Source organism: Geobacter sp. PheSNFMC (genome assembly GCF_059620965.1).
This window is the reverse complement of the sequence record NZ_JCAMRN010000017.1, coordinates 1-13928: the sequence shown is the minus strand read 5'-3', so window position 1 is coordinate 13928 and position 13928 is coordinate 1. Positions and strand designations below refer to the sequence as shown.

Genomic DNA, 13928 nt, shown 5'->3' with positions numbered 1-13928 from the left:
CGCGTGGTTAAAAGAAATTGAGGTTTCTTGCGTCTTTTTGTCACGGGAATCCTATTGCCAGCCAGAACAGCCCTCATATACTCGAACGATTTCGCCCGGTTCAGCTATGGCGACGACCATCCGTTCAAGATTCAGCGTTTTCTCCTCGCCTTCGAGCTCATGCGCGCCTATGGCCTCATGGAGCTTCCGGACGCCAGCACCCTCGACTGTCCCCGGGCCACGGAAGAGGCGCTGCTCACCTTTCACTCCCCCGACTATCTCGATCGTCTCAGGGAATTCAGCGAGTCGGACGATGCCCGCGCTGATTTCCGGTACGGTCTCGGCGATCTGGACAACCCGGTTTTCCGGGGGCTCTACGACTGGGCCCGGCTGGGTGCCGGAGGGACCATCGAGGCGGCCCGGCTGGTTGCCGAGGAGGGCTACGACATCGCCTTCAACCTCGCGGGGGGGTGGCATCATGCCCATCGGGCCAAGGCCTCGGGATTTTCCTATCTGAACGACGCGGTCGTGGCCATCAACCTGCTCCTGGAAAAGGGCCTGCGGGTGGCGTACCTCGATATCGACGCCCACCACGGCGACGGCGTGCAGGAAGCGTTCTACGATACGGACCGGGTCCTGACCATTTCGATTCACGAGAGCGGCATGTACTTTTTCCCCGGCACCGGTTTCGAGGGGGAAACCGGCACCGGCGCGGGCACGGGGTATTCGGTCAATATCCCGCTTGTGGCCCACGCCGACGATGCGCTTTTCATGAAGGCCTTCGACGAAGTGGCGTTTCCGCTTCTCGCCGCCTATAATCCCGATGTCCTCGTGACCCAACTGGGCGCCGACACCTTCCGTACCGATCCCCTCACGCGGCTTGAGGTGACGACTCACAGCTACACCTACATCCTGCGCAAGCTCAAGGCGCTCGGCATTCCCTGGGTTGCCGTGGGAGGGGGCGGATACAACCTGGTCAACGTGGCCAGGGCCTGGACCCTTGCCTGGGGTGTGATGAACGGGGTCGAGCTGCCGCCGCGGCTGCCGGATTCGTTCGTGTCGATTATCGGCCGGCTCGGCTATCCCAACAGGATGCTCCTCGATGCCATGCACTGGGCCCAGGAGGACGACCGCAACCAGGCCCTGGATGCGGTGGAGCACAGCATAGCCCTCATCCGGAAGACGATTTTCCCGGTGATCATCGGTTCCTATGGCGAGACTTCCGGGGAATGAACCGCTGGTGGCGGCTTCGGGCCGCGAGCTCCATACCCTGCGCGAGATCAATGGTCTCGGCCAGGCGGAGCGCGACCGGATTTACGCCGGCCTGATTCCGCCCCGGCTGTTCGAACTGCTCGGAATGTCGCACGAAACCCTCAGGGGGTCCGACGGGCTCGGCAGGGTGCGGATCATCGCCCCGGAGGGAATCGGCCTGGTGCGGATCGAGGTGAGGGCACGGCCCGATGACCGGGACACAGTCTTCTTTCTGGAACTGGCCGATACCCCGTACCGGCAGATGGAGCTGGCCTTCTGCATCATTGCCGACCCGCATGCCCCGCGTTTCGATGTGGACAGGGATGCCGAAGGGCGGTCCAACTATTTCGCCTCCCAGGGGCGGAACGTTCCCGAGGAGATCCGTGCCATGGCTGCGGGGTTGTTCCCGAACCAGACGCGTCACGGGCTCAATCTGTTCGGCGAGTTCTTTCCCCGGTTCGAGCGGTTTGTGGATGCCCTCGGCGTGGAAATGATCGCGGCGGAGCCCCTGACCTACGACAATGCAATCCGGTACGAGAAGTACGGCTTCGACTATGTCACGGGCAAGCGACTCATGCTGGAGATCGACCGGGAATTCAGGCCCGGCGGAATTCTCCACCAGCGGCTCGACGGCTCGACGCCATTCCGGCTGCCCGGCGCCGAACGGACGGTGCGTGGGCGGAGCTGGGCCATCCACGACGGCATCATGGACGAGCCGTGGGACGACGTGCGCATCTATAAGATGATCGGCATCCATGCGGGAGTCGATACCTTTCCCGACCGGCAGAACGACCCCGCTGGCGAAACACGAGGAGGAGTACGACTATGAGTGCGCAGGTGCAGGACCTGACTCCCATCAAGGGAGTCACCTACTACTATCCCCCCCTTGACGCGGTGCTCGTCTTCAAGGACGGCGCGGCCGAGATTCCCTATGGCGGGCTGCCGGTCCCCCTTCTGGAGGAGGATTACGCCTCCCTCGACGGAGAGCCCTCCTATGATGCGGTGGGCAGGGGCGTCTACCAGGCCCTGCGGACCAACCCGGACTGCATCCACTGCGCGGCCTATGCGACGCTGCTGCGGGACGCCTACCCCCACTACCTGGCGGAGCTGGCCAGCCACGCCATCATGCTGGACAGCAAGGATGTGGAGGTCCCTTACATCGACCGGAAGATCGCCAGCCTCAAGGTCCTCTCCCTCCTCGAACCCGGCAATGGGGGGCTTCCCCTGGAGATCGGCCGTGCCTATCTTGACCGGGGACTGCGGCTTTCGGCGCTTCACATGTCCACGGTCAGCATCTACCGGGCCGAGCACTTCCTGCGGCGCGCCCTGGAACTGAAGCCGGGGGACGGCAGAGCGCTCCGCCTGCTGGGGGAGGTCTGCTACCTGCTGGGGAAATACGAAGAGGCTGCCTCCTGCTGGCGCGATACCCTTGATCCGGCCGATGCCGATGAAGCGGAGCGTTTCCGGGTACGGCTTGCCCGAATCAGCGAGGGGCGGCTCCCCCTCATTGCCCCGGTGGATTACCTGGAGGCCATCGGAGCCGCCTTTGCCTGTTTTCACGCCGGCGGCTACGAGGAAGCCGTCGCCATTCTCCAGGACGTGCTCATGGACGGGATCTTCTGCGCCGAGTTTCCCATTGCCGACATCCACTGCGTCATTGGCAAGAGCTTCATGCACCTGGACATGCCGCGTTATGCCGAGGAGTCGTTCCGCGCCGCGCTTCAGCTCGATCCGGCCCACGAGGAGTCGCTTGCCTGCCTCAGGAAGGCCACGGGGGAGGAATAGGATATGTTTGGCTTCAGTATTGCAGACTGGATCTTCATCGCGCTGGTCATGGCCACGATTTTCGCCTGTGTCGCCATTAGCGACATGCGCCGCCCGAAGCGCTGAAGCAATTCAGCCGGATCACCCGGAAAGGCCGCCAAATGACCGAAGATCAGGAACTGGAAATGGAATCGCGCCCCCTCGGCCTCGTGCTGCTGACCGGGCTCTATCTCTTTTTCTTCATCGTCACGGCCACCAGTTACGGTAATCCCTTCCCCTTTCTGGGGAGGATATACGTGGGCACGGCGGCCAAGGCAATCGTGTTCGTTGACAGCCTCATCTGCCTCTATCTCTTTCTGGGGATCCACAAGAGGCAACTGCTGACCTGGTATTGCCTGATCGGCTACAACCTCTTCGAGGTGGTGAACACCATCGTCAACCTGAACATGATTTCCACTGCCGAGCTGGAACGGATTATTGGAGAGCCGATCGACAAGGAAGCCCTGGTGGTCAACAACATCGCCAGCGCCCTGGCGATCCTGCTGTTAACGCAGTACATTTACCGGCACCGCTCGTTTTTTACCAACCGGCGTCGCTATCTTTTTTAATGTGAGCGCGAAGCGGCCCTGAACACCGCTGTTGAGGCACGACCGCGCCTCTGGTATCATGCCGGCCACTATCGCGCGAGGAATAATACCGTGGTTTTTGTTTCACAGATGGATTCGGCACACGATGGCGAAGGGCTCTTTCATAAGCTGATGCACGGTCTTGCCCCCTCCTTTTTCCAGAAAGAGGGGTGCGATTGCCGGGTTGACCTGACCGATACCCGCGGGGTTTCCATCCGGATCGAGAACCTCAACAAGCACTTCGGCGAGAAACATGTCCTGAAGGATGTCAATCTGGCCATCAACGCGGGGGAGACCTTCTGCATCATCGGTCCGTCCGGAACCGGCAAGAGCGTTCTCCTGCGCCATATCGTCAAGCTGGAGCGACCTGACAGCGGAGAGATTTTCATCGACGGCCATCCGGTCTTCGTCAACAGGGGAAAGGATACGCCGAGCGACTACCGCTACAGCATGGTGTTCCAGTCGTCGGCCCTGTTCAACTCCCTGACCGTGGGCGAGAACGTGGGGCTCTGGCTGCGCGAGAAGCGTATCTGCAAGGAACAGCGCATCCGGGAGATCATCCGCGAAAAGCTGGCCATGGTGGGGCTGGAGAATACCGAGCAGCTCAAGACGTCGGAGCTGTCGGGCGGCATGAAGAAACGGGTCGCCATTGCCCGGTCCCTGGCCATGAACCCCGACCTCATCCTGTATGACGAGCCGACGGCGGAGCTGGATCCCGTGACCACCGACGAACTGGCGAACACCATCCTGAGGCTGAAGGAAACGACGAAAAACACCACCATAATCGTGACTCACGATCTGAACTTCGCCCTTTATGTCTCAGACCGCATCGCCATGATGCACGACGGCGGGATCGTCGACGTGGGCACCCCCGCCGAGATAAAGGCAAGCCAGAACCCGATTGTGAGGGGGTTCATCTACACGACCACCAAGGGGATCAAGGGCGAATGACCGCGTGACCGCGTCTGGCGTTTCGCCCACAGGGGAAGATCCATGAGAGGATACGGAAAAGCGTTTGTTGCATTGAGTGCCACACTGGTCGCCGGCGTCTCGTTCCTCGCGGGCTGTGCCGCGCTCAAGCAGGACCGTCCGCTCCTGCCGGTCAGGGAGTATGAGCGGATGATCGTCGGGCGGCTCGATGCGGAGTACGTGGGGACCGACAACTGTGTGGCCCGCTGCCACAAACATGAGAAGATAACCGACGATTTCCGCCACAGCGTCCACGGGGAGCAAATCCGCCCCGAAACAGGCCTCCCCCTGGTCAACTGCGAATCATGCCACGGCCCGGGAAGCCTGGCCATCGAGAAAGTCGGGGAGGACGTGGAGTACAATGACGAACACAAGGTCAAGTGCGACACCGGCAAGCTCCTCGATATCAAGAACCTGCATACCCCCGCCCAATCGCTCATCTGCCTCAAATGTCATACCGCCGCGTCAACGCCGAGTCTTGCCCACTGGAACACCGGCGTTCATGCCCTGAACGACGTCGGATGCTTCGACTGTCACAAGCTTCACCAGGGCTCCCAGCAGAAGGTGAGCCGGGAGGAGATGGCGGAGATGTGCTACGGCTGCCATCCCCAGGTGAAGGCCGAAGCCCAGCTCTTTTCACACCATCCGCTCCGGGAGAGGAAAATGGCGTGCACCGACTGCCACGAACCCCACGGCTCCACCCAGGAGCACCTGCTGCGGGGCAACACGGTCAAGGAGATGTGCACCCGCTGCCACATGGACAAACAGGGCCCCTTTGCCTTCGAGCATGGCGACGTGACCGAGAACTGCTCCACCTGCCACACTCCCCACGGCTCGGTCAGCAACCATCTTCTGAACGCGGCCATGCCGTTCCTGTGTCTCCAGTGCCATTCGGGACATTTCTACACCCTCGACGCGGACCCGGCGACTGCGTCCCAGAACAGGCGGCTTTTCGCCAGCCGCTGTACCGACTGCCATTCACAGATCCATGGAACCGACATGCCTTCCGCCGAAGGGCGTGCCTGGTTCCTGCAGTGAGTTGCCGACAACTGTGCCAAGGAGTTGACCCGTGAAGGAACTCGTGAGGCTAAGAGCAACGCTGGCGGCGGCGTTCGTGCTGCTTGCGGCGGCAATTCCGGCCGGTGCCGGAGGCGAGGAGCTGGCTGTGGCGGCAGAGCCGGAGGAACTCTCCTACACTGCCGCTGTTCCGCTGGAGAGTGTCACGGAAGAAGGCGAGTACGTCGAGGTGCCCCTTGAGGAGGTTGACGTCCGCACGCGGGAGATTGTCGATCTTTCCGCCGGCTACCGGTTTGTCGATGTCAGCCGCGAGGGGCGCCGGGCCGCGGAATACGATCGTCTCCGGTCGAGCGGGGCGGGGCGGTTCACCGCCGGATCCGTGGGCAGGGATCTCAAGCTGGTCGTTGAGGGCGAATACCTTAATACCAAGGACTACAACGCGTCCCTGCTGTTTGACTACAAGGGGTACTACCGGCTGAACCTACGGACCGAGGCGCTCTACCACAACCTTGACCATGAAACGCCGCACGTTCCCATCGCGACCGACCTGAACCCTGCTGACGAGTACGGCATGTACGTGCGGCAGGACAGCGTCAATTTCCGTTATAAATTCCACGACTATCCCATTCACCTCAATCTCGGCCACTGGATGCTGGTACGCGACGGCTACTCCCAGCTTCGTTTCTCCGATTACGGCTTCGACGAGTCGCCCGACCCGGCCGACCTGGATGCAAACAACCAGGACCGGCGCAACAGGCTCCTGTTCCGGACCCGTCCCGTCAAGAACCACACCCAGGAGGGGACCATCGGCTTTGACGCCCACCTGGGACCGGTCAATATCCTCTACACCTTCCTGATCAGGCAACTGGACGACGGCATCGCGCCGCCGGGCTTCCAGTTTGCGCCCCGCTATGGCGAAAACGGCGCCCTGATCCGCAGCGCCGGGCTCCTCCAGCACAACACCACCCCGGAGAGCCGCTACTACTCCCATACCGCCAAGCTCTACACGTCGCTTACGGGGGGGATCATCGGGTCCGCCTCCTATTCGTACGGCAAAAGGGACAACCAGTCGTCGCTCACGACCGTGGCCGGGGCCGACCAGACCTCCAACACCCTGCAGAATGTGGCCGGAGATTTCGTCTATACCCCCTGTCAATGGTTTTCGTTTTCGGTGAAGTACCGGCACCAGGAGATCGACCGGGACACGCCGTCCGTCGTTCAGGTCCCCTCGCTGTCGAACCCGGTTGTGGGTGTCCGGTCGGGCATGGACACGCGGCGCGATGTGGTGTCGGCCAACTTTTCCCTCCGTCCGAACACCATCCTGACCGTTAACGGCGAGTATCGGGGCGACTTCCTGCAGCGGTCGAACACCGGCACGGACGTTGACCGCTGGCGCCTGCCCGATACCACCTCCTCAAACCGCGGCACGATGACCCTGCTGTATCGCCCGTTCAAGGGGATGCGCCTGCGGGCGCTGTACGCCTACACGGCCACCGACAGCCCGTCCTACGGCACCGAGGCTGAAAACCGCCATGAGGGGAACATCCTGGCCTCCTACACCATGGCCGGGCGCTGGGGGATCTCCGCCAGTTACAAGATCGTCCGTGAAAACAACGATCACATCACGCAGGACGTCACTACGTTCGACGATCCGCCGTTGCACGGAACCCTGACCCTGCCGCGCGATCGCCGTTCGGTCCACGGGGCGGCGAGTGTCTGGTTCGCACCCCTTGAGCCCCTCATGGTGAGCGTCAGCGCAGGATACCTCCGGGACCACTCCGATCAGGCCATCCTCCTGTCCCGCTTTCTCCTCGGCGGATACGCGGGAACCCAGTACACTTCCGAGGCACAGATTGTATCATTGAACGCATCCTACCGGTTCACGGAGCGGGTCGACCTTTCCTTGGCGCTCCAGCAGGTGCGCTCACTCTCCGACTTCAAGCCCGAAGATACCACGGCCGACGGGATATCAACCTTCCTGATCAGGGATGTGTCGCGAGCCAAGACCATCGAGAACTCGCTCTCCGCGCGGGTCAATTACCATCTCTCGCGACTGGTTTCCTGCGGCCTCGACTATTCCTATCGGGATTACGACAATAAACTCTCTTCCCTGTACGAGGGGAATGTGCATCAGGTGACCGCTCTTGTGAGGGCGAAGTGGTAGCGGGATGACCGGAACCGAGTAATGGCGTTCAGAAAACCGTTCATAGCACTCGCGTGCATGCTCTGCCTCTGTTGCGGCGCGTCGTCGGCGTTCGCGGCGGGCAAGCTGGTGGCTGCCGTTCTGACCAGCGACATGGAGCGTTACCGTGATGCATACCGTTCGTTCCTCAAGGCCCTGGCGGCAAGGGGGTATGAGGAGGGGGCCGTGGAAGTGGTAACGCAGACGCCCAACCCCGATCCCATCTCCTGGGCGAACAGTGTGCGGAAATTCGATGCCATCAAGCCCGATCTTCTCGTGACGTTCGGCGCTCCCGCCACCCTTGCCGCCAAGCAGGAAACCAGCGGCATTCCCGTTGTGTTCGTGGACGTCTACGGGCCGGTCGAAACCGGCATCTCGCGCAGCATGTCCCAGACGGGGGGAAGCCTTTGCGGAGTCAGTTCCAAGGTGCCCGTGGCAACCCTCATCAGGGCCATGGGCGATATCCGGCCCATCAGGGTGCTGGGCGTTCTCTACAATACCCGGGAAGCCGGCTCCATCCTCCAGCTCAAGGAGGTCAAGCGTGTGGCTGCCCAGCAGGGGTTCGCGGTTGTCGAGGCGAACGTTCCGTCCGCCGCGGGGCTCGATACGGCGCTTACCTATCTGCTCGGCCGCGCTGACTGCCTTTTTGTCTCCGAGAGTTCGGTGATCGGCAAGGGGTTCGACCGCATCGTCCGGAAAGCCACGGACGCACGGGTGGCGGTCATCTCTCTTACGCCAGGCTCTTCTGAGCGGGGGGCGCTGGTTTCCCTCGAAATCAGCCCGACCGAACAGGGGCAACTGGCGGCGGATTACGCATCCAAGATACTTTCCGGCCGAAGGCCGGGAGAGTTCCCCGTTTACACGCCGCGCAAGGTTGACTTGGTGCTCAACATGGGAGTTGCCAGAACGCTGGATCTCCATGTACCATTCAAAGCACTGAGCGCAGCCACACGAGTGATCAAGTAGGGAGCAGCCGTGGCGCTCCCTTTGAGGTAGTTGATGGGAAACATCCTGATCGTTGATGATGACAGATCGTTTTCGCAGTTTCTGAAAAAGTACATCCGGCAGTGCTTTCCCGCGCTGCGCGTGCATACCTGCTCTGATCCCGTCCGGGCCCTCGGACTCATCAGGAAGGGGGATGTGGATCTCCTCCTCGTGGATTACGAGATGCCGGTCATGGATGGGGAAAAGGTGGTTCGCTATGCCTGCCAGGTGGGCATGGACCGGAACAGGATCATCGTCTTGTCGAGCCGTGATGCGGACTACCTGCACCAGCACTTTCCCCTGGGAACCTGCCTGGCGGTCATGAACAAGTACGAGGCCGGCCAGAAGGCAGTGCTCGACATGGTATTGGGATCACTGCAGCGCAAGACGTCGGAAGCGGTATGCCGGTGACGAAGGAGGCCATGGGATGGCTGGCAAGGAGATAACGGTCATTTTCTATCAACAGAACCACGTGAGGGACAACTGGAAGGTCGATTTGCAGGGACCCGAGTCGCAACGGTTTTTCGGCACGCTGGCCGACGATCTCTCCCGTAGCGGGGTTATTCTCAAACGGGCGGTCAACGACGGTTTCACCATCGACATCAACAGTTACAACGATCTGCTCAACGCGGTCCGGATATCGTCCCCGACCGACGGCTTTGCCAACGTGTGCGTTGGCCACGTGATCGGCCAGAGCCCGAATCTCGACCTGCTGGACGATATCAGGCGCGCCGTGACCCGCATTGCCTTTGCCCCGGAAACCGTCCCTCCCGAGGACCATAACCGCAAGGTCTGCCACAACTGCGGCTGCGGTTGCTGATACAGCCCTTTCAGGGTAGCACGGCAGGGAGGATTTCCGCCGTGACGGTATCGCCGTTCATGGTTACAACGGCATAGGTGAGGGTGCCGGCACCGCGCTTCAGGCAGCCCGGATTGACGTAGAGGATGCCGTCGATTGCTTCGACGCAGGCAACGTGGGTATGCCCGAAGAGGACCACTGCCGCGTCAACGGCCGCGGCCCGCTCCCGGAGCCGTTCAAGGCCCGATTTGACGTGGTAGGCGTCCCCATGGGTCAGGAGGAAGCGCCGGCCGGCCAGTTCCAGCGATGCCTCACGGGGGTGGGCAGGGGAGCAGTCGCAGTTGCCCTGGACTTTGATGATGGTTTTTCCCGTGGCATCCTCAAGGAAGTCGGCATCCTGGAGCTCGTCGCCCAGATGGACCACGTGGCCGGCATCTTCGTGCAGGTCGAGGATGCTCAGTGCCAGGCTCTGATTGCCGTGGGTATCGGAGAGGACCACGATTTTCATACTGTTCATTCTAGCAGAGCGCCACTGAACGCCTCAACAGGAATAGTGGGAACACCCGCTCATGGTGAAGCGCCCAAGCACTGATCACGGAAAGCGACGCCAGTTTCTCCGGCGCGGAGCGGACCCGACGGACCATTCATGACCAGGAAACATGTTCTTATTACCGGGGTAACCCTGGTTGCACTGATCATCCTCTTCACGTTTTCGGTGCAGGTGGCGCGAATTCTCATGGGAGACATGACGGCCGCAACCATCGGCGACGGGGTTGGTTACGCGGAGGTGAAGGGGCCCATCATCGATTCCCAGGAGACCGTCAAGCAGCTCGACGACCTGCGCAAGAAGAGCAGCGTCAAGGCGGTGGTGCTGAGGGTCGAGTCGCCGGGCGGGGTCATCGGTCCGTCCCAGGAGATCTACGCCGCGGTCAAGCGGCTGGCCGCCACCAAGAAGGTGGTGGTTTCCATGGGGAGCGTGGCGGCCTCGGGCGGCTACCACGTCGCCGTGCCCGCGGCCGTGATCTATGCCAATCCGGGTACCATCACCGGCAGCATCGGCGTGCTCATGAAGCTTTCGAACATCGAAGGGCTCATGGACAAGGTGGGACTCAAGGCCTTCACCCTCAAGAGCGGCAAGTTCAAGGACTCGGGCTCCCCCGTGCGGAAACTCACCGAGGAGGAACGGGCCGTTCTCCAGGGGGTTATCGACAACCTTCACGATCAGTTCGTGCGGGCCGTGGCAGAGGGAAGAAAACTGCCGGTCGAGGAGGTGCGGCGGCTTGCCGACGGTCGCGTCTACACCGGCGAGCAGGCCCTGCGCCTGAAGCTCGTGGACCGGCTCGGCACGCTGCACGATGCCGTGATGGAGGCGGGGCGTCTGGCGGGGATCGAGGGGGAGCCAACCCTGATCATTCCCCCGAAAAAGCGGAAGCTGCTGCGGGACATGCTGTTCGGCGAGGTGGCCGAGGCGGTGCGCGGGTCGGTGCGTAAGGGGGAGGGGCTCAGCTTCAGCTACGAGCTGGAGTGAGCCGCCCCTCTCTGATTCCATGAAAAGAGGGATGCCGCCCGATGGCGGCATCCCTCTTTTCATTTCCAGGAGAATTATCCTCTATTCGGCAGTCGAACACTGCCGTTTTCAGGATTGCCACGTCAGCGCGGCATGGGGCAGTAGAGGGTGCCGTAGGGGCGCCTGCTCCGGGGCAGGACTTTCACGAACTCTTCCGCAATCACTTCGCTGAAGTCGATGTCGAAGTCCGCACAGTAGTCCTTCAGGTAGCGCTCCAGTTCGGCGCGGTCGCCATCGGTCAGTTCGAAGACCCCGACCTCGCGGGAGAGCTTCGACTCGTCCACGCCGCCCCGCACGAAGATCGTGCCGCCGTGCATGCCGGTGCCGAACCGGAAGCCGTGCTTCGGCTTTTCCGGGTCATCCGTGAACATGCCGAGCAGTACCAGTACCCCGCCTGCCATGTACTCGCCGAAAAAGTCACCCGCCTTGCCGCCGGCAATGAGCACGGGCTTGTTCTCGTTATAGGACTTCATGTGGATGCCGACCCGGTAGCCCACGTCCTTGCGGATGTGGACCCGTCCGCCGCGCATGCCGTAGCCCAGGACGTCGCCCGCGTGGCCGTGCACGATGACCTTACCCGCATTCATGGTGTTGCCGATGTTGTCCTGGCCGTTGTCGTTGACAACCACGGTGGCGCCGTTCATGAACGCTGCCAGGTCGTTGCCGGGAACGCCGTTGATGATGATTTTTACCGGCTTGTTGATCCCGTCGCCGATGAAATACTGCCCGTTCACGTTGTCGAGCACGATCTCCGATGCTCCGGCCGCCACCGCCTCGCGTACTTTCCGGTTCAGATCCCGGTAGTAAAGACCCTGTGCGTTAATGTTCATAATACCAACCTCTCCTGAGGGGGCAGGCTCGGAGCAACCGACATCCGGTCCCTGGTCCCCGATGGTTTAGATGACGCCCGGCTGCATCTTGACGATCACCGGTTCTCCGCCGCGGGGTGACCATACCTTGTCGGGGGCCGGGCAGATCTCGCGGATTGCAGCCTCTTCGGATGCCATGTACACGAAGTCGTCCTTGGTGGCGCAGACCAGCGGCCGCAGCTTGACCCGGTCATTGAGGCCGATGAGCCCTTCGTTGCTGGCGAAGAGGATTGCGAACGGACCATTGAGAAGCGCGCTGCCGTAAACCTGGCGGATGGCGGTGAGAAGCTGACGCTCGTCATCGGGGAGCCCGTCGATCATGTCCCAGAAGGGGGCGGCCATGGCAAGGCTGGCGAGTTCGGGCGTCAGGCCGTGCTTGCGGATCAGAAGGTCGAGGGTGTAGGCGACCACCTCGGTGTCGGTCAACATGGTGCAGACGTATCCGTACATCTCCAGGTAGCGCTTGTTGATGCCGTAGGACGAGATTTCGCCGTTATGGACGATGGACCAGTCGAGCAGCGTGAAGGGGTGGGCGCCGCCCCACCAGCCCGGGGTGTTGGTCGGGAATCGGTTGTGGGCGGTCCAGATATACCCCGTGTATTCTTCGAGGCGGAAAAAGTCGGCGATCTCTTCGGGGTAGCCGACCCCCTTGAATGCCCCCATGTTCTTGCCCGAGGAAACCACAAAGGCGCCTTCGATTTCGTTGTTGATGGCCATCACGTGGCGCACGACCACGTCCTCATCGGTCATGTTCTGGAAGTCGATGGCCTCGCGGTACTCAGGCGTTTCCAGGGGCCTCACGAAATAGCGCTTGAACAGGGGTGGGTGGACGATGGCCGGGGTGCGGCGGGTAGGAATCTCCTCATAGTGCTCCACAAAGAAGTGGCGCTCCAGGTATTCCTCGGTCAGTTGCAGGGCCATGCCGTTCTCGTACATGAGATGGAAGGCGAAGAATTCCTTGAAGTCCGGGTAGATGCCGTAGGCGGCAAATCCTCCGCCGAGGCCGTTGCCCCGGTCGTGCATCAGGGAGATCGACTTGATGATCACGCTTCCCTCCACGAGGTTTCCCGCCGTGGATATGAAGCCGGTCAGGCCGCAGTTGGAGATGTCCTTCTGGAAGTTATGCGTCGGTTTCCGCGTTGTCTGTATCATTGTTCGAACCTCGGTCTGGTCGTCGAATCGTGTGAGCTGCCGGCCCCTCAGTGCCCCAGCGCCACGGCCTGTCTGCCGGTTTCCGTCACCTTGCCGGCCGGGGCGAAGAGGGTGGTCCGGATATCCTTCGGCAGGTTGGCAAAGCCGAAGTCAGGCGCGAGCAACTGGTCCTTGAAGGGGGCTACGGCAATCTTCTCCCGGATGAGTCCCGAGAAAATTCCGGCCCGGTCCACTGCACCCACGAGGACCGCACCCGCCAGCAGCCCGTCCTTGATGACGATCTTGCGGTACTGGTAGTTTTCCAGGTCCTGGTAGGTGAGGATTTCGTACTCTTTGGGCTCCGCCGGATTGGTGATCCCCATGGAGATGGTCGATACCTTGAAAAGCTCGATGGAGTTCATGGCCAGGCCCCCTTCGTAGGCCCTGGCGCCGCCGGCCATGCTCACCCCGGCGATGTCGCCCTGGATGTACGCATCGGGCCAGATGGGCATGGGATTCTTTACCCCGGAGAAGAAGTCCTTTGCTTCGGCCACGTCGCCCGCGGCATAAATGCCTTCAACCGAAGTCTCCATCCGGTCGTCGACCACGATGCCGCGGTTCACCTCAACCCCGCTTCCCTTGAGGAAGCCGCAGGCGGGGCGCACCCCGATGGCCACGATAATCGTATCGCAAGGGATGAAATCGCCGGAGCGGAGCGTTACGCCGGCACTCTCGGCCCCGTCCCCCTCGATCCGGACGACTGTATCTTCAGTGATGACGTCGATGCCGT

At 61.7% G+C, this 13928-nt stretch carries 15 protein-coding genes; 11 read left to right on the top strand and 4 right to left on the bottom strand.

Features of this window, described 5'->3' with window-relative positions; genetic code table 11:
- Positions 1 to 54 precede the first annotated feature (54 nt).
- The 10 genes from AC6CDK_RS05435 (at position 55) to AC6CDK_RS05390 (ending at position 9592) form a co-directional block, all read left to right on the top strand.
- Positions 55 to 1212, top strand: coding sequence for an acetoin utilization protein AcuC (locus AC6CDK_RS05435; protein WP_039645586.1), 1158 nt, complete (start codon positions 55 to 57; stop codon positions 1210 to 1212).
- Positions 1190 to 2059 (top strand): hypothetical protein, encoded by an 870-nt coding sequence (locus AC6CDK_RS05430; protein ID WP_039645584.1) that lies wholly within the window; start codon positions 1190 to 1192, stop codon positions 2057 to 2059. The genes AC6CDK_RS05435 and AC6CDK_RS05430 overlap by 23 nt, the downstream gene beginning before the upstream one ends.
- A complete protein-coding gene (locus AC6CDK_RS05425; protein WP_039645582.1) occupies positions 2056 to 3015 on the top strand; it encodes a tetratricopeptide repeat protein in 960 nt (319 codons plus the stop codon). Before AC6CDK_RS05430 ends, AC6CDK_RS05425 begins: the two co-directional genes overlap by 4 nt.
- Positions 3016 to 3155: 140 nt before the next feature.
- Positions 3156 to 3602, top strand: coding sequence for a hypothetical protein (locus AC6CDK_RS05420; protein ID WP_039645579.1), 447 nt, complete (start codon positions 3156 to 3158; stop codon positions 3600 to 3602).
- A gap of 108 nt (positions 3603 to 3710) precedes the next feature.
- Positions 3711 to 4571: an ABC transporter ATP-binding protein gene (locus AC6CDK_RS05415; RefSeq protein WP_039648285.1), complete on the top strand. Its 861-nt coding sequence runs from the start codon at positions 3711 to 3713 to the stop codon at positions 4569 to 4571.
- Positions 4572 to 4613: 42 nt separating this feature from the next.
- Positions 4614 to 5627, top strand: a complete 1014-nt coding sequence (locus AC6CDK_RS05410; protein ID WP_039645577.1) for a DmsE family decaheme c-type cytochrome — start codon at positions 4614 to 4616, stop codon at positions 5625 to 5627.
- Positions 5628 to 5658: 31 nt separating this feature from the next.
- The gene (locus AC6CDK_RS05405; protein WP_192905551.1) at positions 5659 to 7770 is read left to right on the top strand and encodes an MtrB/PioB family outer membrane beta-barrel protein; all 2112 of its coding nucleotides are present in this window, start codon (positions 5659 to 5661) and stop codon (positions 7768 to 7770) included.
- 21 nt (positions 7771 to 7791) lie between these two features.
- Positions 7792 to 8754 (top strand): ABC transporter substrate-binding protein, encoded by a 963-nt coding sequence (locus AC6CDK_RS05400; protein WP_039645574.1) that lies wholly within the window; start codon positions 7792 to 7794, stop codon positions 8752 to 8754.
- 33 nt (positions 8755 to 8787) lie between these two features.
- Positions 8788 to 9183 (top strand): response regulator, encoded by a 396-nt coding sequence (locus AC6CDK_RS05395; protein WP_039645572.1) that lies wholly within the window; start codon positions 8788 to 8790, stop codon positions 9181 to 9183.
- 16 nt (positions 9184 to 9199) lie between these two features.
- A complete protein-coding gene (locus AC6CDK_RS05390) occupies positions 9200 to 9592 on the top strand; it encodes a hypothetical protein (protein ID WP_039645570.1) in 393 nt (130 codons plus the stop codon).
- 10 nt (positions 9593 to 9602) lie between these two features.
- Here AC6CDK_RS05390 and AC6CDK_RS05385 read toward each other — a convergent pair whose 3' ends face one another.
- Positions 9603 to 10079 carry a metallophosphoesterase family protein gene (locus AC6CDK_RS05385; RefSeq protein WP_039645568.1) on the bottom strand — a complete coding sequence of 159 codons (477 nt, stop codon included), beginning with the start codon at positions 10077 to 10079 and terminating at the stop codon, positions 9603 to 9605.
- A 138-nt stretch (positions 10080 to 10217) separates the two neighbouring features.
- Between AC6CDK_RS05385 and sppA the strand changes: the two genes are divergently transcribed.
- A complete protein-coding gene (gene sppA, locus AC6CDK_RS05380; RefSeq protein ID WP_039645566.1) occupies positions 10218 to 11099 on the top strand; it encodes a signal peptide peptidase SppA in 882 nt (293 codons plus the stop codon).
- Positions 11100 to 11221: 122 nt separating this feature from the next.
- On the opposite strand, the gene AC6CDK_RS05375 is transcribed toward sppA, so the two are convergent.
- The 3 genes from AC6CDK_RS05375 to AC6CDK_RS05365 all read right to left on the bottom strand — a co-directional run.
- Positions 11222 to 11968 carry a GltB/FmdC/FwdC-like GXGXG domain-containing protein gene (locus tag AC6CDK_RS05375; protein WP_039645565.1) on the bottom strand — a complete coding sequence of 249 codons (747 nt, stop codon included), beginning with the start codon at positions 11966 to 11968 and terminating at the stop codon, positions 11222 to 11224.
- Positions 11969 to 12034: 66 nt separating this feature from the next.
- On the bottom strand, positions 12035 to 13159 hold the full coding sequence (locus tag AC6CDK_RS05370) for a class II glutamine amidotransferase (RefSeq protein WP_039645563.1): 1125 nt from the start codon (positions 13157 to 13159) through the stop codon (positions 12035 to 12037).
- 47 nt (positions 13160 to 13206) lie between these two features.
- Positions 13207 to 13928, bottom strand: a 722-nt coding sequence (locus AC6CDK_RS05365; RefSeq protein WP_496639763.1) for an NAD(P)/FAD-dependent oxidoreductase, incomplete at its 5' end; no start/stop codon positions are given.

What these genes read in the sequence shown, in the direction of transcription:
- AC6CDK_RS05425 (WP_039645582.1), top strand. Translation starts at nt 2,056, where the DNA reads ATGAGTGCGCAGGTGCAGGACCTGACTCCCATCAAGGGAGTCACCTAC.
- AC6CDK_RS05370 (WP_039645563.1), bottom strand. Translation starts at nt 13,159, where the DNA reads ATGATACAGACAACGCGGAAACCGACGCATAACTTCCAGAAGGACATC.
- AC6CDK_RS05400 (WP_039645574.1), top strand. Translation starts at nt 7,792, where the DNA reads ATGGCGTTCAGAAAACCGTTCATAGCACTCGCGTGCATGCTCTGCCTC.
- AC6CDK_RS05375 (WP_039645565.1), bottom strand. Translation starts at nt 11,968, where the DNA reads ATGAACATTAACGCACAGGGTCTTTACTACCGGGATCTGAACCGGAAA.
- AC6CDK_RS05385 (WP_039645568.1), bottom strand. Translation starts at nt 10,079, where the DNA reads ATGAAAATCGTGGTCCTCTCCGATACCCACGGCAATCAGAGCCTGGCA.
- AC6CDK_RS05410 (WP_039645577.1), top strand. Translation starts at nt 4,614, where the DNA reads ATGAGAGGATACGGAAAAGCGTTTGTTGCATTGAGTGCCACACTGGTC.
- AC6CDK_RS05430 (WP_039645584.1), top strand. Translation starts at nt 1,190, where the DNA reads ATGGCGAGACTTCCGGGGAATGAACCGCTGGTGGCGGCTTCGGGCCGC.
- AC6CDK_RS05415 (WP_039648285.1), top strand. Translation starts at nt 3,711, where the DNA reads ATGGATTCGGCACACGATGGCGAAGGGCTCTTTCATAAGCTGATGCAC.
- AC6CDK_RS05395 (WP_039645572.1), top strand. Translation starts at nt 8,788, where the DNA reads ATGGGAAACATCCTGATCGTTGATGATGACAGATCGTTTTCGCAGTTT.
- AC6CDK_RS05420 (WP_039645579.1), top strand. Translation starts at nt 3,156, where the DNA reads ATGACCGAAGATCAGGAACTGGAAATGGAATCGCGCCCCCTCGGCCTC.
- sppA (WP_039645566.1), top strand. Translation starts at nt 10,218, where the DNA reads ATGACCAGGAAACATGTTCTTATTACCGGGGTAACCCTGGTTGCACTG.
- AC6CDK_RS05390 (WP_039645570.1), top strand. Translation starts at nt 9,200, where the DNA reads ATGGCTGGCAAGGAGATAACGGTCATTTTCTATCAACAGAACCACGTG.